The 19765-nt window shown below is 35.2% G+C and carries 19 protein-coding genes; 10 read left to right on the top strand and 9 right to left on the bottom strand.

What is annotated here, in order from left to right; genetic code table 11:
- Positions 1-2 precede the first annotated feature (2 nt).
- Positions 3-1157: an N-acetyl-alpha-D-glucosaminyl L-malate synthase BshA gene (bshA, locus tag AC5P2S_RS02825; RefSeq protein WP_494556146.1), complete on the bottom strand. Its 1155-nt coding sequence runs from the start codon at positions 1155-1157 to the stop codon at positions 3-5.
- Positions 1158-1303: 146 nt separating this feature from the next.
- On the bottom strand, positions 1304-3052 hold the full coding sequence (locus AC5P2S_RS02820; protein WP_494556145.1) for a glycoside hydrolase family 3 protein: 1749 nt from the start codon (positions 3050-3052) through the stop codon (positions 1304-1306).
- A 113-nt stretch (positions 3053-3165) separates the two neighbouring features.
- Here AC5P2S_RS02820 and AC5P2S_RS02815 point away from each other — a divergent pair, with 113 nt between their 5' ends.
- Positions 3166-3690 (top strand): hypothetical protein, encoded by a 525-nt coding sequence (locus AC5P2S_RS02815; protein WP_494556144.1) that lies wholly within the window; start codon positions 3166-3168, stop codon positions 3688-3690.
- A 135-nt stretch (positions 3691-3825) separates the two neighbouring features.
- Positions 3826-4461 carry a peroxiredoxin gene (locus tag AC5P2S_RS02810; RefSeq protein ID WP_494556143.1) on the top strand — a complete coding sequence of 212 codons (636 nt, stop codon included), beginning with the start codon at positions 3826-3828 and terminating at the stop codon, positions 4459-4461.
- A gap of 69 nt (positions 4462-4530) precedes the next feature.
- Here AC5P2S_RS02810 and AC5P2S_RS02805 read toward each other — a convergent pair whose 3' ends face one another.
- Genes AC5P2S_RS02805 through AC5P2S_RS02795 form a run of 3 tightly spaced genes read right to left on the bottom strand, consistent with a single transcriptional unit; the run spans position 4531 to position 7300 of the window.
- Positions 4531-5286, bottom strand: coding sequence for a hypothetical protein (locus AC5P2S_RS02805; RefSeq protein WP_494556142.1), 756 nt, complete (start codon positions 5284-5286; stop codon positions 4531-4533).
- Between the two features lie 21 nt (positions 5287-5307).
- Positions 5308-6390, bottom strand: coding sequence for a putative type IX sorting system protein PorV2 (locus AC5P2S_RS02800; protein WP_494556141.1), 1083 nt, complete (start codon positions 6388-6390; stop codon positions 5308-5310).
- 10 nt (positions 6391-6400) lie between these two features.
- Positions 6401-7300 (bottom strand): DMT family transporter, encoded by a 900-nt coding sequence (locus AC5P2S_RS02795; protein WP_494556140.1) that lies wholly within the window; start codon positions 7298-7300, stop codon positions 6401-6403.
- A 306-nt stretch (positions 7301-7606) separates the two neighbouring features.
- On the opposite strand from AC5P2S_RS02795, the gene AC5P2S_RS02790 reads away from it, so the two are divergent.
- The 5 genes from AC5P2S_RS02790 to AC5P2S_RS02770 all read left to right on the top strand — a co-directional run bounded on the left by AC5P2S_RS02790 (position 7607) and on the right by AC5P2S_RS02770 (position 12614).
- Positions 7607-9235 (top strand): acyl-CoA carboxylase subunit beta, encoded by a 1629-nt coding sequence (locus tag AC5P2S_RS02790; protein WP_494556139.1) that lies wholly within the window; start codon positions 7607-7609, stop codon positions 9233-9235.
- Positions 9236-9270: 35 nt separating this feature from the next.
- Positions 9271-9963, top strand: a complete 693-nt coding sequence (locus AC5P2S_RS02785; RefSeq protein WP_494556138.1) for a hypothetical protein — start codon at positions 9271-9273, stop codon at positions 9961-9963.
- A 136-nt stretch (positions 9964-10099) separates the two neighbouring features.
- Entirely contained in the window at positions 10100-10366 is a 267-nt protein-coding gene (locus AC5P2S_RS02780) for a DUF2089 family protein (protein ID WP_494556137.1), read from the top strand.
- A 4-nt stretch (positions 10367-10370) separates the two neighbouring features.
- Positions 10371-10940: a YIP1 family protein gene (locus AC5P2S_RS02775; RefSeq protein ID WP_494556136.1), complete on the top strand. Its 570-nt coding sequence runs from the start codon at positions 10371-10373 to the stop codon at positions 10938-10940.
- A gap of 15 nt (positions 10941-10955) precedes the next feature.
- Positions 10956-12614, top strand: coding sequence for a serine hydrolase domain-containing protein (locus tag AC5P2S_RS02770; protein WP_494556135.1), 1659 nt, complete (start codon positions 10956-10958; stop codon positions 12612-12614).
- 28 nt (positions 12615-12642) lie between these two features.
- On the opposite strand, the gene AC5P2S_RS02765 is transcribed toward AC5P2S_RS02770, so the two are convergent.
- Positions 12643-12999 (bottom strand): winged helix-turn-helix transcriptional regulator, encoded by a 357-nt coding sequence (locus tag AC5P2S_RS02765; protein WP_283416246.1) that lies wholly within the window; start codon positions 12997-12999, stop codon positions 12643-12645.
- A gap of 173 nt (positions 13000-13172) precedes the next feature.
- On the opposite strand from AC5P2S_RS02765, the gene AC5P2S_RS02760 reads away from it, so the two are divergent.
- Positions 13173-13805, top strand: a complete 633-nt coding sequence (locus tag AC5P2S_RS02760) for an NAD(P)H-dependent oxidoreductase (protein WP_494556134.1) — start codon at positions 13173-13175, stop codon at positions 13803-13805.
- Between the two features lie 154 nt (positions 13806-13959).
- On the opposite strand, the gene AC5P2S_RS02755 is transcribed toward AC5P2S_RS02760, so the two are convergent.
- The 3 genes from AC5P2S_RS02755 to AC5P2S_RS02745 form a co-directional block, all read right to left on the bottom strand.
- The gene (locus AC5P2S_RS02755) at positions 13960-15351 is read right to left on the bottom strand and encodes a type III PLP-dependent enzyme domain-containing protein (protein ID WP_283416244.1); all 1392 of its coding nucleotides are present in this window, start codon (positions 15349-15351) and stop codon (positions 13960-13962) included.
- A 90-nt stretch (positions 15352-15441) separates the two neighbouring features.
- On the bottom strand, positions 15442-16077 hold the full coding sequence (locus AC5P2S_RS02750) for a thiamine diphosphokinase (protein ID WP_283416243.1): 636 nt from the start codon (positions 16075-16077) through the stop codon (positions 15442-15444).
- 122 nt (positions 16078-16199) lie between these two features.
- Positions 16200-16772, bottom strand: coding sequence for a cob(I)yrinic acid a,c-diamide adenosyltransferase (locus tag AC5P2S_RS02745; protein WP_494556133.1), 573 nt, complete (start codon positions 16770-16772; stop codon positions 16200-16202).
- Positions 16773-17080: 308 nt separating this feature from the next.
- Here AC5P2S_RS02745 and AC5P2S_RS02740 point away from each other — a divergent pair, with 308 nt between their 5' ends.
- Together AC5P2S_RS02740 and AC5P2S_RS02735 are read left to right on the top strand one after the other, a co-directional pair.
- Positions 17081-18808 (top strand): ABC transporter ATP-binding protein, encoded by a 1728-nt coding sequence (locus AC5P2S_RS02740; protein WP_494556996.1) that lies wholly within the window; start codon positions 17081-17083, stop codon positions 18806-18808.
- Positions 18801-19763, top strand: a complete 963-nt coding sequence (locus AC5P2S_RS02735; RefSeq protein WP_494556132.1) for a helix-turn-helix transcriptional regulator — start codon at positions 18801-18803, stop codon at positions 19761-19763. Before AC5P2S_RS02740 ends, AC5P2S_RS02735 begins: the two co-directional genes overlap by 8 nt.
- Positions 19764-19765 lie beyond the last annotated feature (2 nt).

Genomic DNA, 19765 nt, shown 5'->3' with positions numbered 1-19765 from the left:
TATCAAACTTCTTTATACTTCGCTTCTTCAAATTTAGCGATGGTCGTTTCGTACATATCAATGTAAATCGGAAGAATATTTTTCAAATCAAATTTTATTGCCTGAGCCTTGGCATTATTCTTCATTTCCGCCAGAAGGTCATCATTACTCAAAAGTTTGATTGTATAATTACTCATTGCTTCTACATTTCCAATCTCGGCCAAAAACCCTGTTTCCCCTTGCATATTAACTTCCGGAATTCCGCCTGCATTACTACTAATAACTGGTGTTCTAGCAGCCATTGCTTCCAAAGCTGCCAAACCAAAACTCTCCTGCTCAGATGGTAAAAGGAAAACATCAGACAACTGAAGGATTCTATACAAATCATTGACTTTCCCCAGCAATTTGATTTTACCAATCAAGTCCGGATTGTTTTCCATAAACTCCGAAATCTTCTCCATATCCGGACCTTCGCCAATGATTATCAGTTTGGATTTTATTTTCTTGTTGACATTCTTGAAAATCTCCAGAACATCCTGAATTCTTTTAACCGGACGAAGGTTGGAAACGTGAATCAGAATCTTCTCATCATCACTTGCAAACTGCTCCCTTTGACAAGTTTTGCAATCTTCGTCAAAAACAGAATTATCAATAAAATTGGTAATCACCTGGATTTCTTTCTGAATATTGAAAAACTGTAATGTGTCTTTCTTCAGACTTTCGGAAACAGAAGTTATCGTATCACTCTGGTTGATAGAAAATTCCACGGCGTGTTTATAACTCGGATGTTGACCAACCAAAGTAATATCCGTTCCGTGAAGCGTTGTTACCAAAGGCACATCTTTGTGTTCAGCCTTTAACATTTGCTTAGCTGTAAAAGCCGCATAAGCATAAGGAATCGCATAATGGGCGTGCAAAATATCCAATTTGTAAAGATTCACAACGCGATAAATCATCGATGACAAAGCGATATCATAAGGCTGATATTGAAACAACGGATAAGTCTGAACGTTGACTTTATGGAAAAAAATATTCGGATTCGTAACATCCAAACGTGCCGGCAATGCCGAACTTATGAAATGAACTTCATAACCTTTGTCGGCCAAAGACATTCCTAATTCTGTTGCCACAATTCCGCTTCCGCCGTAAGTGGGATAGCAAAGTATTCCTATTTTCATTTTACTTTCTTATTGTTTTACACAAAATGTGAAAATTTATTTTTAAAATTCTCACCGATTTCACTAATCAGCAGATTTAAAATAAAAATCTGTTATATCTTATAAATCTGCGAGACGAAAATTCTTAAGTTTTTGTGGTTATAAATTTACTCCATTACAATCTTAGAATTTTTAGTTTCTGAACTATTTTTTCTATCAGTTTGATTTTGAATTTTAGCCTCGACATCCATTCCCATTCCGAATTTCAAATTGTCGTTCACCAAAACCGGAAGTCTTCCCGATATTTTTGTTTGTCCTAAAATTCCACTGGCTGTTGCTTTCATAGAATCGTCATTGTTTTCATAAGAAACCAAAACCGTAGAAACTTTAGAAATATCAACATCTTTCAAAGCATAAGGACTCCCGAAAACATCCAGAATCACATTCTGATTTTTGCTCAAATCCACTAAAATCTTCTTGCTTGTGTCCGAAATTTTGTAAGGTTTGTAAGCCGTAGAATTATCTTTATGAAAACCAACAATCACTTTTGAGTTAGCAGGGATTGTATTGATTTCATTAGCTTTTTTAAGAATTACAGTTGTTCCTGTATTGATTTGATTCAGGAAAGTGTCATAGGGCGCTTCTTCTAACGGAACGTAATAATAAGTTTCTTTACAATCCAATGGCAATAACTTTTTATCATCTTTGATTAATGTCAAAGCATTTGCATACATTTTCTGAACCAAAGCCGAATGTGATGCATTATTCAAATCTTCGTTAACGTTTTCAGGATTGATGCTGTTGTATTGGTTCAAACCAAGATAATATTTGGTCAAAAGAATTTTCTTAACACTCTCTTCTACTCTGGTTTGTAAAATTTCTCCTTTATCAATCGCTTGCTGGATTAGTTTTTTTCCGGTTGCAACATCCTGTGAAAATAACATAATATCATTTCCTGCTTTGAAAGCTAACGCATCTAATTCTCCAGCTTTGAATTTATTGGCAACAGCTCCCATATTCAGTGCATCCGTTATAATCAAACCTTTGTAACCAAGCTTTTCTTTTAGAAGCCCTGTAATTATTTTTTTTGAAACCGAAGCCGGAATGCCTTTTTCGTTTTCCAAAGTCGGAACATACAGATGAGCAACCATGACACCGCCAACGCCTTTATTCATCAATGCTTTGAAAGGCGCGAGTTCTACTTCTTCCAATCTTTTCATATCGTGTGGAATCAATGGTAAATCCAAATGTGAATCCGTAGCTGTATCCCCGTGACCAGGGAAATGTTTAATCGCTGCCAAAATTCTGTTATCCTGTAATCCATCGGAATAAGCCAAAGCAGAATTCACAACATTATTGACATCAGAACCAAAACTACGGTTTCCGATAATCGGATTATTCGGATTGGTGTTCACATCCACAACCGGTGCAAAATCCCAGTTGATTCCCATTCTTTTACAATCCTCGGCAATCTTAGCAGACATCTCATAAATCAGATTTTTATCCTGTATTGCTCCTAGTGTGATCGCCCAGGGAAACTTGTGTGCTTTTGCAATTCTTTGGAATAACCCCCATTCTGCATCCATCCCAATCATCAGCGGCACTTTTGATTTGGACTGAAACTCATTAACCAGATTAATTTCTCTTGCGGCGTCATCCTGCATCAGAATCAATCCCCCGATTTTATCATTGACAACAATGTTCCTGATCTGATTAATAAAATCTTCACCTTTGTTGGTATAAAGCGCTACGATAAAAAGCTGTCCCAATTTTTCATCCTGAGAAAGTGAGTTATAAGTTATATCAACCCAACTGTTTGCTTTTTTAATATCTATAGAAGATAGATTTTTAGGCTGATACTGAGTGAAATAAAATTGTGAAATAAAAGTTATTATAAATAGACTTAACCTTTTCATATTTTGAAAATCTAAATTTTAGAAAGTTTCCATAAAGATATTAATTCCACGGAAATTAGCTATTTTTATGGTCTGCAATTTGCAATTAAAATTTAACGTAAAATATTATACCTATGAAAAAGTTTTTGCCCCTTTTATTATTGCTAGTTACTAGTGTTTTTATTTTCAGTTGTAAGGACGATAATGATGATGTACAAGTCAATGTTGATTATCCTGCCGTGTATGATCTCAAAAATGTTAACTTTACCTACAACCAAAATGATGGTTGGAATTATTTTCAATCTTTTACAAGACCGATGCTTAGTCAAGATATTGTTTTGATATATCTTCAAACAGACACAACTTCTAATGGAAATCCTGTATGGACAGCACTTCCTGCAAAATTTAATCCTGCTGTAGGTGAAGAAGTTTACTATGACTTTGATTTTACAGTGAATGATTTTAAAATTTATACCAGAGCAACATTTGATCTATCACAACAGGCTTCATTATATCTGAACAATAAGACTTTCAGAGTTGTACTTGTGCCAGCAGTGTTTGGTAATAAAAATACGAACGCTACAGATATTCATAAAATGACTTACGAAGAGGTTATTAAAAAATATAATATTAATGACAGCAAAGTTGGAACATTATAATCCAATCTTATAAAGAAATTAAAAACCACAGTTTTTGTGGTTTTTTTTATAATTAAAAATAAATAATACTAAATTAGTATGAATTAAACTTTTATTACTAAATTTGTTTTCCATTAATTACAAAATTTAAAAAATATGTCTATTAAACTTGGTGATACAGCTCCGGATTTTGACGCAGAAAGCAGTCTTGGAAAAATTAACTTTTACGAATATCTTGGCGATTCCTGGGGAATCTTATTTTCTCATCCCGCAGACTACACGCCGGTTTGTACAACCGAACTGGGAAAAACATCACAATTAAAACCCGAATTTGACAAAAGAAATACAAAAGTTTTAGCATTGAGTGTTGACGGACTTGACAATCACAAAGGTTGGATCTCTGATATTAATGAAACTCAGAATACAGAAGTTGAATTCCCGATTATTGCCGATCAGGACAAAAAAGTTTCAGAATTATATGATTTCATCCATCCGAACGCCAGTGCTACTTTAACTGTAAGATCTTTATTAATTATCGATCCCAACAAAAAAGTAAGATTAATTATTACTTACCCGGCTTCAACGGGAAGAAATTTCACTGAAATCCTTAGAGTTTTGGATTCTTTACAATTAGTGGACGGTTATGGCGTTGCAACACCTGTTGACTGGCAAGACGGCGAGGATGTGATTATACCGCCGGCAGTTTCCCAGGAAGATGCTGAAAAGAAGTTTACAAAAGGCGTGAAGGTCATAAAACCTTATTTACGATATACTCCACAACCAAATAAATAATTCTGGATTTACAGAAAAAGAAAGCTCAGATTACCTGAGCTTTTTATTTTTATTTGAAATACTGCTTGTTTAGTTTGCTATAAAAACTTCTTTGACAAAGTCTCCAGTATTTAAAGGGATTTCTATAACGATATTTCCATTTTCATAATAGCCCAAAGTAGACTCGCCAGACGCAAGTTTAACACGAAAAACATCATTTTTTGCGGTGGTTTTAAAAGTCGCAAAAGGAACACTGCTATTCCCATCAACCAAGATAAACTGAGACTCATCAATTTGTATTTTTTGTAATGTCAGGTTACCTTTAGAATATTTTTGGGCAGATTTTTTAATATCCTGAGCTTTGCTGTTAGCAGCAGAGTTATTTGTTTGCATTGCAATGGTTTCATTTGCGGGAGCTGTACCAACAGATGTATTGGCAGGATTGGAAACAGGAATTTTTGCAGCAGCCTGTCTCATAGCATCTTGAAAACCAGGTTCGAATTCTTTGATTGTGCTGCTGGATTTTTCGAAGTAAATGATTTTGTTATTACAATCCTTGAATTGTAAGGAAATCTTGTTTCTCAATAAACTTTTTTCATTAAGAACATCAGCATTCAAAATTTTACATGGATTAATCAATGCATCATTAGGCCAGTTACTTTTTTCAGCAGATAACACTATATATTTTTTGGATTTCAGAGAATTTCTCAAAATCGTATCCATTCCGTAATTTTCTTTCAGTGTTGCAAATTCAGATGGAATCATGACATATTTATAATCACCAACAGTCTGAGCATTGATCGCAACAAGTAAAAAAACTGATAATAAGCCAAGTATCTTTTTCATAATTCGAATTTAATAATTTTTCTAATTTCTAAAACCATGCATATCCAATTTCAGAGAAAAGAAATTGGAATAAAAATTAGAACCGCCAATTCCGGAATTGGTAATAGCATAATCCAGCGTCAAACCTTTGTAACGGATTCCTATACCTGCACTAGGCTGGAAAGAAACTTTTCTTTTAAGGTCTTCTATATCAGTAATTGATTGGAAACGATTCAATCCCAATCTTACAAAAATCATATCCTGGAAAATCAATTCTCCACCCAAATAAGGGGTGATACTGGCAAAATCGGTGGAAATAAGTGCAGCCGTTTTAGCAAAATCTATGTTGACACCTGCTTCCGGTAATAATTTTAAATCTCTATTAAACTCATAAGTTCTGCTGACACCAAGATTCAGTTTTGGCATCGTGATTTCCATTTTGTCCGTTGGCGCCGGGTTAAATTCTTCCCCATTCACAACTGCCGATAATTCTTTCTGATTAATGGTCCAAAAATTGACCGTTGTTGTAGCATCTCTTAGCATAAATCCATAGTTCCAATCGGTATCTGTATGGTAAATAGCTCCTAAATCAAATCCAAAACCATAACCACTTGCAAATTTTCCAACATTTCGGTAAACCACTTTTGCTGTTGCCCCAACATCTAATTTTTGATTTCCGTTGGGATGAAAGGCGTAAGAAAATAATGCTGCGTAATCTGATGTTGAAAACGAACTGATTTTATCATAATCAATATTTCCCTCAGAATCTATCAATTGAGTTGTATTAAGAATATTATCAACACCTAATCTTACTAATGAAATTGCGAAAACGCCGTTTCCGTAATCCAAAGGCTTCGCATAGGCGATATAATCGTATTTGGCAATGGATTCAAAATATTCTGCATGCATCGCCGCAGCCTGCCAGTCGCGGTCAATTTTCATCAATCCTGCCGGATTCCACATAGGGGAATAAACATCATCCTGGTTAGAAACAACTGCTCCTCCCATTGCCAAACCTCTGGCACCGGCACCAATATTCAAAAATTCATTAGAATATTTCCTGATGATTTGAGCATCAACAAGTTGCGAAAAAACAATCAGTAAAAAAAATAAAATTCTTTTCATCAAAAGCTGTTTACAGATGGTTGGTTTCTGTAGTTATATCTTCTTTTTTCCGTCTTGATTTTATAATGCCGTTGATAACAATTGCTATAATCATCACCAAGGAAGCAATATAAAAAACAGGACTCATATGTTCTGATGCTCCAAAGATAAAAAAAGCCAGAATAATCCCATAAACAGGCTCCAGATTTACAGTCAAAATCAACGTGAAAGGTGAAATAAACTTCATCAACTTGACACTTTCAAACATTGGATAAGCAGTAAAAACAGAAGCCAATAATGTTATTAACGCAATATCTGTATAACTTATTTCACTGACAGAAGAAATTTGTCCTGTGAAAATAAAAAACAAACTGATGATTAACCAACCGCCGGCAATCTCATAGAAAATAATATTCCCGGAACTGGTTTTACCAAAAATTTTACCATTGAAAACAGAAAAGATCGTCCCGAAAAGTGCGCAAAGAATGCCATAAAATATGCCTTCTTTATATTTCAGCTCGGCATTGAAAATCATAGAAATACAAATCACAATAATAACGCCGATAACAATTTCCACCCAATCCGGTTTCCTTCTGAATATCAAAGGTTCTATCAATGCAGCAAATAACGTTGATAATGATAAACATGATAAAGCAATCGACACATTAGAAACCTTGATAGACTGGAAAAAGAACAGCCAGTGAAAAGCCATTACGCTTCCGATCCCTACCAATTTTAATAATAAGCCTTTTGTCACTTTGATGCTTTCCTTTTTTACAATCCGAAGATATAAGTAAAGGAAAACCGCAGCAAATGACATTCTGTAAAAAACAAGGATGTGTGCATCAGCCGAAATCAATTTTCCTAAAATAGCCGTGAATCCCCATAAAAAAACGATAAAATGTAACCGCAGCAAATAAGAATTCTTCATTGGAAATATTGATTTAATTTGCAAAACTAAGATAAATTTATGGGTTCACAGAGCATATTTTCTAATCAATACATGAAAAAATCCGTATAAAATTTTATACGGATCTTTTAATAAGAAAACTTATTAAAAATAAACATAAACTAACTAAAAATTTATCTCATTTAATCAATAAAACGCCAAAAATCAAAAAATATTACAAAACGAATATTAAATTTTAGTACCCATCAATACGATTGTATAATTAATAAACTCTTTCGTTTTGGTATATGTCAAAAAATTTTATCTTTAGGCCCAAAGAAAACCCTTATGGATTTAGAATTCAATAAAAGAGAAGATATCAACAAACTGAAACTTTCTGACATCAGAGCAGCTTTGGCAAAAATCAAATTAGGCGGCGGTGAAAAAGCACTTCAGAAACAACGCGATCAGGGAAAAATGACTGCCAGAGAACGTGTTGAGTATCTTTTTGATAAGAATTCTGACTCTATAGAAATCGGGGCATTCGCAGGTTATGAAATGTACGATAAAGAAGGCGGTTGTCCAGCAGGCGGCGTTGTTGTAAAAATCGGATATATCTCTGGTAAACAATGTATAGTTGTTGCGAATGATGCTACTGTAAAAGCCGGAGCATGGTTTCCGATCACAGGCAAGAAAAATCTGAGAGCTCAGGAGATCGCTATGGAAAACCGTTTGCCAATTATCTACCTTGTTGATTCTGCAGGTGTCTATCTTCCAATGCAAGATGAGATTTTCCCTGATAAAGAGATGTTTGGCAGAATTTTTAGAAATAATGCGAAAATGAGTTCTGCAGGAATTATCCAGATTTCTGCCATTATGGGAAGTTGTGTTGCCGGTGGCGCTTATCTTCCGATTATGAGTGATGAAGCAATGATTGTGGATAAAACAGGAAGTATTTTTCTGGCAGGAAGTTATCTTGTAAAAGCGGCAATTGGAGAAAATATCGATAACGAAACACTTGGCGGAGCAACTACACATTGTGAAATCTCTGGTGTTACAGATTATAAAGCCAAGGATGACAAGGATGCTTTGGATCGCATCAAAAATATAATGAAATCTATTGGAGATTTCGAAAAAGCTGGCTTTGACAGAACCGAAAGCTTTCCTCCAAAAGAAAATCCGGAAAATATTTTCGGAATTATGCCGGCCGTGAGATCTGAGCAATATGATACTTTTGAAATCATCAAATGTCTTGTAGATAATTCGGAATACGAAGAATATAAACCAGATTATGGGAAAAGCATTATTTGTGCAACAGCCAGAATCGATGGCTGGAGTGTAGGAATTGTTGCTAATCAAAGAAAACTCGTGAAAAGCGGCAAAGGCGAGATGCAGTTCGGTGGTGTTATCTACTCTGACTCTGCTGACAAGGCGACCCGCTTTATTGCGAATTGTAATCAACGAAAAATACCGTTGGTATTTCTTCAGGACGTTACAGGTTTTATGGTTGGTTCTAAATCCGAACACGGCGGCATCATCAAGGACGGTGCAAAAATGGTCAATGCTGTATCCAATTCGGTAGTTCCGAAATTCACTGTGATTACAGGAAATTCTTATGGTGCTGGAAATTACGCAATGTGCGGAAAAGCTTATGATCCTAGATTAATTGTCGCCTGGCCATGGGCAGAACTGGCAGTAATGGGTGGTTCACAGGCAGGGAATGTTCTTTTACAAATCCAGGAATCAGCACTCAAAAAACAGGGAAAAGAAATTTCGGAAGAAGAAAGAAAAGATATTCTGGATAAAATCCTGAAGGATTATAACAAACAGACCCAACCTACTTATGCTGCAGCAAGACTTTGGACAGATGCTATCATCAACCCAATTGATACAAGAAAGTGGATCAGTATGGGAATAGAAGCAGCCAACCATTCTCCAATTACAGAAAAATTTAATCTAGGTGTGATTCAGGTATAAAATTTATTTTATCTTTGCAGGACACACTTATAAAGATGAAAAATTTATTTATTCCGATTGCCGGATTCCTGGCGATCACAAGCTTGTATGGGCAATGTACCATCACTGCAAGCAAAATTCCGGTTCAGAACGAAACAACAACTTTCACAGTTGACACAAAAGCACAATGTGAAGAATGTTACTCCTGGAAAGTATCAAATGATGACGTTGTTAAAATTGAAGAAAACAGTAAGATCAATAAGATCAATGTCACAGGAAAAGGCACTGGTAAAAGCACAATATCCGTTTCTGTTTTAACAGCTAAAGGATTAGTCCAATGTGAGAAAGATATTAATATTATTGATTCCAGGCAACAACTTGTTGAAAGCAGCTGCGGAATCAAAATCGATGATTTCAAAGATGTGAAAGTTAATGAATCCATTATTTCATTCTTTCCCAATGCCAATTCTTCTGATTATCTTTACAAATGGACTGTTGCTTATTCTAACGGAGAATCCAGCGAATCCGATGATAAGATTCCACAATTCAATTATTCAGACAGCAATTACATTACTTCCGTAAAAGTTAAAATAACCAACAAGGCGCTTTTGTGCTCTATTACACTGATGAAAAAATTTGATCAGAATTACTGGAGAGCTACAAAAAACATTGTAGAGCAAAAAGCTTATTCGCCAATCAGCTACAGTGATTATGTAAAACCCGAAAATAAAACTAAGATCACAAATTAATTATAAATTGTATTTATGTAAGTGAACCTCTCAATAATGAGAGGTTTTTTATATTTAAATAAATATTTAATAAAATTGAAATATTTTTTAACTTTATTAAAATTATCATTACATTTGTAAAACAAAAATAGAATAAATGAAACTTCCAATCATATGTCCAAGCTGCGACCATACTCTGAATGTAAGCCAGATGACTTGTCCATCTTGTGCAACTCAGGTGAATGGAGACTACGAATTACCTGTTCTTTTGAAACTGAACAGGGAAGAGCAAGAGTTCGTCCTCAATTTTTTTCTGTCCAGCGGAAGCATCAAAGAAATGGCAAAACAGGCTGAGTTGTCCTACCCAACAATGAGAAACAAAATGGATGATCTCATCGAAAAAGTAAAAAAACTTCAAAACTAAACCTATGACCTGGAAAACTATATTCAATCCGTTTGGGAAATTTAATGATATACATCTGCTTATTACAGGAATTATATTTTTCATTGTGAACATCTTTGGTTGTTATTATTCCGGAAATGTAAATGACAGTATTTTTCATCTTTCTCATTTAGATGAAAATCAAACGATTTGGGATGTTGCGAGAATTAATTCTTTAAGCTTTCTCTTTGCAATTATTATTTTATTTATACTTGCCAAATTCTTTAATAATAGAACAAGAATCATCGATATCATTAATACTATTCTCATATCTGCCATTCCATTAATTATAATAATGCCAGTCTACGGAATGTCATTTTTTAAGAATGCTACGGATAGTGTTACAAAAAGCGCGGGCGATCCAGGTCAAGTGGAAACAATTAATCTAATTATAGTTACGGCTTTTGCATTAGCAACTTTACCATTGATGATTTACAGTTTCGTATTGTATTATAACGGATTCAAAACGGCTACCAATATCAAAAAGTGGCAACACATTGTTCTCTTCGTAGTTGTTTCATTGATACTAATAATCGCGAGCCAGACTATACTTTAAACAAAATATAATTTTATGAAAACCAAACTTTTATTGGTGCTGATTTTATTGGCACAGACTTTTTACGCCCAGGATTTAACAGGTTCCTGGAGAGGAGAAATCGATCTAGGCGCAATGAAACTGCCTTTGCTTCTTGATATCAAAAAAGAAAACAACGCTTATGTTTCTACTGCGAGAAGTCCAAAGCAAGGAGACAAAATTATTACAGTCGATAAAACCGAATTCCGTAACGATGAATTGATTTTTGAAATGAATGAGCTGAAAGCTTCTTACAAAGGTCTATACAAAACCGATCATTTTGAAGGAACCTTCGAACAGAATTCAAGATCGTTCCCGTTAAATCTTTACCGAAATGACGGCACCGTTAAGTCAAGTCCACAAGATCAAAAAATCAAAGACATCGGCAACAGAGAAATCAATACTAAGAAAATTGATGATTTCTTAAACTACCTGACGGCGAACAAACAGTCTGTTGGAAGTATTTCGATTTTCAGAAATGGGAAAGAAATTTATCAAAGAAATTTCGGACAAGACCAATTACCAAATGTCAAATGGAATCCCGACACACAGTATCAGGTTGGATCTATCAGCAAATTGTTTACAGCTGTAATGCTGATGCAACAGGTAGAAAAAGGAAAACTGAACATCAACGACAAGCTGTCCAAATATTGTCCTGACATTCCAAATGCAGACAAAATCACCATCGAAAAACTAATGAATCACACCAGCGGTCTGGGAGATTATGTTGGAGAACATTATCAATGGTTATTCAAAAAACCAGTCGGAGACAAAACAATTCTTGACACGATCAAAGCACAAGGCGTAGAGTTTCAGCCGGGAGAAAAAACGAGATATTCCAATTCCGGATATTATCTTTTGAGCAGGATTCTGGAGAAAATTACAAAAAAACCTTATAATATTCTCTTAAAGGAAAACATCACGAGCAAAGCGAATATGAAAAATACTTTGTCAGTTTTGGATAATCCTACCAATGTTTTCAGATCTTACAAGAATAAAGACGGTAATTGGACAGAAATAGAGGATTTCGATTTTCACAATTGCATCGGTTTGGGCGATATTGTTTCAACACCTTATGATCTAAATCTTTTTATTAATGCCTTATTTAACAATAAATTCGTTAAAAAAGAAACACTGGAAAATATGTTGCCAAAGCCAAGTTCAGATTTAAAATTCGGATTAGGAATAATGCCTGTTCCGTTTTACAATCAGGTTTCTTTTGGACACGGAGGTGATACAGCCGGAAGCCACTCGATCACCTCTTATAATACAAAAGAAGATTATTCGGTTTCTATGATTATTAATGGAGAAGAATTTCCCCACAACAATCTGGCTATCGGGATCCTGAGTTTGATTTATGATGCAGGTTATGAATATCCAAAATTTGGAACTCAAACTAATGATATTTCTAAAACACCTGAGAAATTCCAAAAATATATTGGTAATTATACTTCGCCTGATATTGCTATGGGTTTGAAAATCTATTCGGAAGATGATCAATTATTGGCGCAGGGAAAAGGACAATCAGCATTTCCTTTGGAATACGTTGATAAAGATCTGTTCAAATTCGCACCAGCTAACATCGAGGTGGTTTTCTTCCCGAATCAATTGCAGCTGAAGCAAAACGGCAAAACATACTATTTCACGAAGGAATAAAATTTAAAGGCTTCTTTTTTTGAAGCCTTTAAATTTCAGCAACTTCGGGAATTTTGCCTGTAATCTTTTTCCTGTGCTCAATGCCCCATTCTGCAAGATTCTCAATGATTTTTTTCAAAGTTCGTCCGTAGTCCGTTAATTCATATTCCACACTAATTGGTTGTGTGCTGAGAACTGTTCTTGTTACCAATTGATTGATTTCCAAATCTTTCAGTTCGCTGCTCAGCATTTTCGAAGAAACACCTGCGATTTCTTTCTGCAAATCAGAGAATCGCATTTTGTCATAACAAAGCGCCGCAATAATTTGAACTTTCCATCGGCCTTTCAAAATATCCATTGTATCCTGTACAGCGAGAAGGTTGGTTTTACAACATTTAATTTTCATAAATAATATCTTTTATTGAAGAAATGTAAATTAAATTTACGTTAATTCAATTTCACAACTTACTAATTATCAAATAAGTTACCTTTTTGTAACAGTAACTTTTAGTAACTTAATTACAAATATAAACTTTTGTTTTTTAACTTTGATGCCTCAAATCAAGAAAATTATAAAAAATGAGTTTATTAGAAGACTTAAACTGGCGATACGCAACCAAGAAAATGAATGGACAAGCCGTCCCTCAAGATAAGGTAGATTACATCGTAGAAGCTGCAAGATTGGCACCTTCGTCATCAGGTTTGCAACCTTACAGATTATTCGTCATTTCCAATAAAGAATTATTAGAAAAAATCCGGCCGATTGCTTTTGACCAGGCGCAGATTACAGACGGTTCTCATCTTTTGATATGGGCAGCCTGGGACGGTTATTCTCACAACAGCATCTCCGAAGTTTTTGAAAAAACAACATCTGAAAGGGGAATCCCTAAAGAAGCAATGGATGACTACAAAACCAGATTATGGGGAATGTACGAACCGCTTGGAAAGGAATGGCATGCGACACACGCTGCAAAACAAGCCTACATTTCTTTTGGATTGGCAATTGCTGCAGCTGCTGAGCAGAAAGTAGATGCAACACCAATGGAAGGTTTTAATAATGCTGCTCTTGATGAATTGTTAGGATTCCCTGAGAAAGGTTTGAAAAGTGTTGTGATTTTACCGCTGGGCTACAGAGAAGAAAATGGCGACTGGCTGGTGAATCTTAAAAAATACAGAACTCCAAAAGACGAGTTCGTTACTGAAATCAAATAAAAAAATATTTCTCTCGCTGATTAGACAGATTACGCTGATTGTAAAAAATCGGTTTAATTCATAAAACCTGCGAGAAAAAATCAAATAAAAAGCGGAAATAAATTTCCGCTTTTTCTCGTCTATTATCTTTTATCTAAAAGTCTATTGTCTGAATTTAATATCCCAAAAGTTTCAAAACATCTTCTGGTCTTTGTTCTTCCCGGAATAGTTCGTAAGTGAAGTTTCCGTCTTCATCCTTATCAATCAGAATATGTTTTGGCTGAGGCATCAGACAGTGGTGAACACCGCCGTAACCACCAATAGTCTCCTGATAAGCGCCTGTATGGAAAAAACCAATGTACAAAGGTTTCGTTTCGTTGAAAACTGGCAGATAGATCGCATTCGTATGCTGCTCAGAATTATAATAATCATCTGAATCACAAGTCAATCCACCAAGAAAAACTCTTTCATAAGAATCATCCCAACGATTCAACGGCAACATAATGAAATGACGGGAAATCGCCCAAGTATCAGGCAAAGTTGTCATAAAAGACGAGTCGATCATATTCCATTTTTCCCGGTCGTTCTGACGTTTCTGAGAAATTATTTTATAAAGATGGCCACCACTTTCTCCAACTGTGAAGCTTCCAAATTCTGTATAGATATTTGGCTCTTCAACACCTTCTTCTTCGCAGAATTTTTTGATTTGAGACACGATCTCGTTAACCATGTAAGCATAATCGTAATCAAAATTAAGTGAAGTTTTGATTGGGAAACCACCACCGATATTCAACGAGTCAACTTCTGGCGCAATCTTTTTCAATCTAGCATAGACGCGAAGACATTTGTACAATTCGTTCCAATAATAAGCCGTGTCTTTGATTCCGGTATTGATGAAAAAGTGAAGCATTTTCAGCCTAGCATTAGGATGCTCCGCAATTTTTTGGCTGTAATAAGGAATAATATCCTTGTATCCTATTCCTAATCTTGAGGTATAAAATTCGAATTTCGGTTCTTCCTCAGAAGCAATTCTGATTCCGATGTCAAAAGTCCTGTCGATACTTTCCGTTAGCTTATCCAACTCTCTGTAGTTATCAAGAATCGGTGTAATATTTTCGAAACCATTATTAATAAGCTCCGAAATTTTCGCCAAATAATCATCAGTTTTGAAACCGTTGCAAATGACTTCGATATCTTTAGTCACTTTTCCTTTGTCGTAAAGCGACTTCACGATATCCATATCATAAGCCGAAGACGTCTCCAGACTGATGTCATTTTTCAACGCTTCTTCTACAACAAATGCAAAATGACTGGACTTTGTGCAGTAGCAATATCTGTAATTTTTCTGATAATCGTTCTTTTCAAAAGCTTCTTTGAACCAGAATTTTGCCCTTTCTATATTCTGAGATATTTTTGGTAAATAATTGAACTTCAAAGGAGTCCCGAATTTTTCCACAACTTCCATCAGATTAATGTCGTGGAACTTCAGATTATTTTCTTCTACACTGAATTCCTCAGTTGGAAAATAAAGCGTTTGGTCAATTAGTTCAGAATATTTTATTTTCATTTCTGGCTAAAAAAGTTTAATTGTTTTACGATGCAAAAATGATGAAATAAACTGAATATTCACGTTAATAATTCCATAAAAATTAATGAATTAATTCCCAACAAAAATCAGCAGGTCACCTTGTTTATACTCAATTATAACATCTTTATTTTCAGCAACATTCCGTGTTCCGATCCGTTCTCCCAAAATTAAATCTTCTTTATACAAAGGCCATTTCAATCCTTTTGTTTCGATATTTTTTGCTATAGGAAAAGGCATCAAAGAAATCATCTTCCCTTTAACATCAGAAATTGCGAATTTTTTCGGAATAAAGTAATATGAAGAGTATTCATCAAAAAAACGAAGATTCACTTTATCCTTAAAAGCAAAAGCTACACTCAGATTCCCGAGAAAATGGTCTTGTTCACCTCCACTTCCACCGTAAACATCAATTTCATCAAATCCTTTTTCGATAATGATTTCTAAGGCTTTATGAAAATCCGTTTTGTTCTGGTCAGGCGTTTCTATGATTTCAAAATTGTCATTCTGAGCCTGTCGAAGAATCTCTTCCTCAATTTTATGAGAATCGAAATCGCCGGAAATAAAGTCCAGTTTGTCCAATGGAAATTTCAGTTGTTTCAAATAATGAAATGCACCATCTGTACAAGCAATCAAATCATAACCTGACAAATTCGGAATTGATTTCGGAGAATCTCCGTTGATGAAAAGAAGTGCTTTATTTCTCATTATCTTTTTTATGTTTCCATTTAAAGAAAAAGCCTTTATCAGTCTCATTCGTAGGTTTCGAAACTGTGCAAGATGATAGAAAAACAGCACCAATTAAGATCAAAATTATCTTTATCATCATCTTAACTTCTATCATTCGGATTCCAATATTCTTCCGGCTCATTATGAAGTTTCGAAACATATCTTGCCAAAACAAAAAGGTAATCTGACAAACGATTCAGATATTTGATTAATTCCGCTCGTACTTCTTCGGATTGATTGAGAAAAACCAAACTGCGTTCTGCACGTCTGCAAACCGTTCTCGCTACGTGAAGAAAAGTCGCCGCTTTTCCGCCGCCGGGTAAAATGAAATATTGCAAAGGCTCAACTTTCTCTTCCATTTCGTCCATCCAAGTTTCCAATTCTTCAATTTCTTTATCAGAAATCACAAGTGGAAGCCGTGCTTTTCCATTAGCCAAAAACAATTTATCAATCGGGGTCGAAGCTTCGGAACCAACCGTAAACAAATCAAACTGGATTTTTTTGAGCTGAGAAATCACGGCTTCATCATCGATATGAGATTTCGCAACGCCAATATTAGCATTCAGTTCATCGATGTTTCCATAAGATTCTACTCTTGCGCTGGCTTTGGAGATTCTACTTCCGCCATAAAGTCCGGTTTCACCTTTGTCGCCGGTTTTTGTATATATTTTCATTGTTTCTTTTTATGAAAGTTTAAAATTAACTTTTTTTATTTGAATATTGAGGTCAAACACAATGGCACAAAGAATTAATTTGAAGTATTCTAATGTTTTTAAGGCACAAGGTTTGACTTTGTCAGAAATTAAAATCTTTGATTTTTCTTATGCCTTAAAAAATCATCAATGAGAATAAAAACTTTTGTGTCTTTGTGTTAAACTCCAATATTTCCTAACTTGCTGATATGAAAAAACCTTTTCAGAAAACAACCAACCTTATCCATATTTTCAACCAACTGAAAAGTTTTATAAAACCTTACAAATGGATGGTTTTCGGGACTTTGGCTTTGACTTTTATCGGTGCTTTGTTCGCTCAGGTCAATCCGATTGTCTTGAAATATACGGTTGATGAAGTAACTAAGCTGACGCAGCTTCCACATCCGATGTCGGAAGGGATACATATTTTGATTCTGATTTCAATTATACTTTTAGGAAAAGAATTAGCCAATATTTTCATTCAGTTTGGTCAGAAATTTTATGGCGAAAAGATCCGAATTAATGTTAGTTCAGAATTGGCACAAGCGGCGATTGACAAAATTCTAACCTACCGAATTGCTTATTATAACGACGATAGACACGAATCAGGAAAACTTCAAATCCGCATCGACAGAGGAATTGAAAGCTTGACAAAATTGGTTCAAAATTTTTTCATTGATATTTTGCCCTTATTTTCAACTGCCATTATTGCTTTGATTGTAATGTATATGCAGAATCTTTACGTTGGTTTGGTTTCGACTTTTGTAATTCCGATTTACTTTTATGTAACCTCGAGGCAAGCTAAAAAATTAGGAAATGTAAGACGGACTTTAAGAAATCAACGGGAACAAAAAACATCCGGACTTCTGAATCTTATCAATTCCATAATGGTCATTAAGAGTTTTGTCCGTGAAAAATTTGAAGGCAGAAAACAGTACAATCTCCAGATGCATTTGATGGAAAGCCAGTTGTACACGCGCAGAACGAGTTTTATTTTCGATGGTTTGAAAACTTTTATCGAGCAATTTGGCGTTGTTCTGATTATCCTTTTGACCGTTTATCTGGTGCTTGACCAGCAAATGACGATTGGTGCGATTATGCTTCATATTATGTTGTTCAATAACGTTTCTGCGCCGATTCGCCAGCTTCACAGGATTTATGATGATATGAATGATGCGTTTATCTATGCCGAAGGTTATTTTGAAATCCTAAATGACGATGAGGAAACCGAACCAAACGGAACTATTAACAATATCCCAATTCAAGGTAATTTCGAAATCAAAAATGTAGATTTCACTTATCCTAACGGTATGAAAGCCTTGAAAAATGTTTCTCTAAAAATCGAAAATGGGAAAACAACGGCTTTGGTTGGATTGAGTGGCGCCGGAAAATCAACAGTTATCAATTTGCTTTGTAAATTTTACGAACCGGATTCGGGAGAAATTCTTTTGGATGGCAATAATCTGAATGATTTTGACAATGATTATTTGCGTGATGACCTTGGTCTGGTGCTTCAGAAAAATCATATTTTCAAAGGAAGTATTGAAGATAATATACGCTACGGCAATCTTGAAGCCACTTTAGACCAAATCAAAGAAGCAGCTACAAAAGCTTATCTTCACGAGCAGATTTTGGATTTGCCGGATGGTTATAATCACGACGCTACGCAACTTTCCGGCGGCCAGCAACAGCGGATTGCAATTGCAAGATTATTCCTGAAAAATCCACCGATTATTTTTCTGGATGAACCGACTGCAAGTCTGGACGCGATTGCAACGGAACAAATCAAAAACTCTCTGGATGCGATTAAAAAAGACAGAACTGTGATTATTATTTCGCACTCGTTGTCGCAAATTTTGGATTCTGATATGATTTACGTGATGAAAAAAGGCGAAGTTGTGGAAAACGGAACGCACGAAGAATTATACGAAAAAGATGGAACTTACCGAGAAATTTTCGATGCGTCTGCCAGGAGTCTGAATCTGGATAGATTGGTGAAAACTTATAAGGATGAATGAAGACCATTACATTAAAAAAATAGACCGAGTTACTTCGATTCTAACACAACTGCAAACCAAATCGATTGTCCGAGCACAGGATTTGGCTGAGAAATTTGATGTCAGTATCAGGACGATTTACAGAGACATCAAGACTTTGGAAAATGCCGGCATTCCGATTTTTGGGGAAGCTGGTTCCGGTTATTCTTTGGTGGATGGTTACAAACTTCCTCCTGTGATGTTCACAAAAGAAGAAGTTCTAAGTTTCATTACTGCAGAAAAACTGATGCAGAAGTTTTCTCACGAAAGTCTCGATTCTCATTACAATTCCGCAATGGAAAAGGTAAAAGCAGTCATCAGAAACTCGGAGAAACATCTGGTTACGACTATTGAGAATCAAATTGACATCTATTCCTATCGCCCGAAAAATTCTGACAATGTCAAAAATATTATTCCAATAATTCTGGAAAGCATTGCCGAAAAGAACCAGTTAAAAATCAGTTATAAAAATGTAAAAGACGAGGCTAGCGAAAGAATTATCGAAGCGGTTGGTATTTTCTACGAAGTCAATTACTGGTATATGATGGCGTTTTGCACAATGCGAAAGGATTTCAGACAATTCCGGATTGATAGGATTTTGAAAATCGAGAAAACTCAGAATTCCTTTCATCAAGAATATGGAAATGTTGGAGATTACCGAAAAAAATCAAAGAATCAAAAAGTGAGTGTTAAACTTTTGGTTGAGAAAAAAATCCTGCCTTTTCTGGTTAATTCTAAAAAATATTATGGATTGATTTCTGAAGAAGAAAGTGGTAACCGGATGCTGATGACCTTTGAAACGGAGTGGATCGATGAAGGTTTTCCGCGCTGGCTAATTACGTTTGCAGATTTTGCGGAAATCCTTGAACCTGAATATCTCAAAGATACGATGAATGATTTAATTGCTCAGATTTCTAACCAATTGAATAAAAAATAAAG

Source organism: Epilithonimonas sp. 33E, from assembly GCF_059372615.1.
The sequence above is the reverse complement of the archived record's forward strand: the minus strand, read 5'-3'. Positions and strand labels throughout refer to the sequence as shown.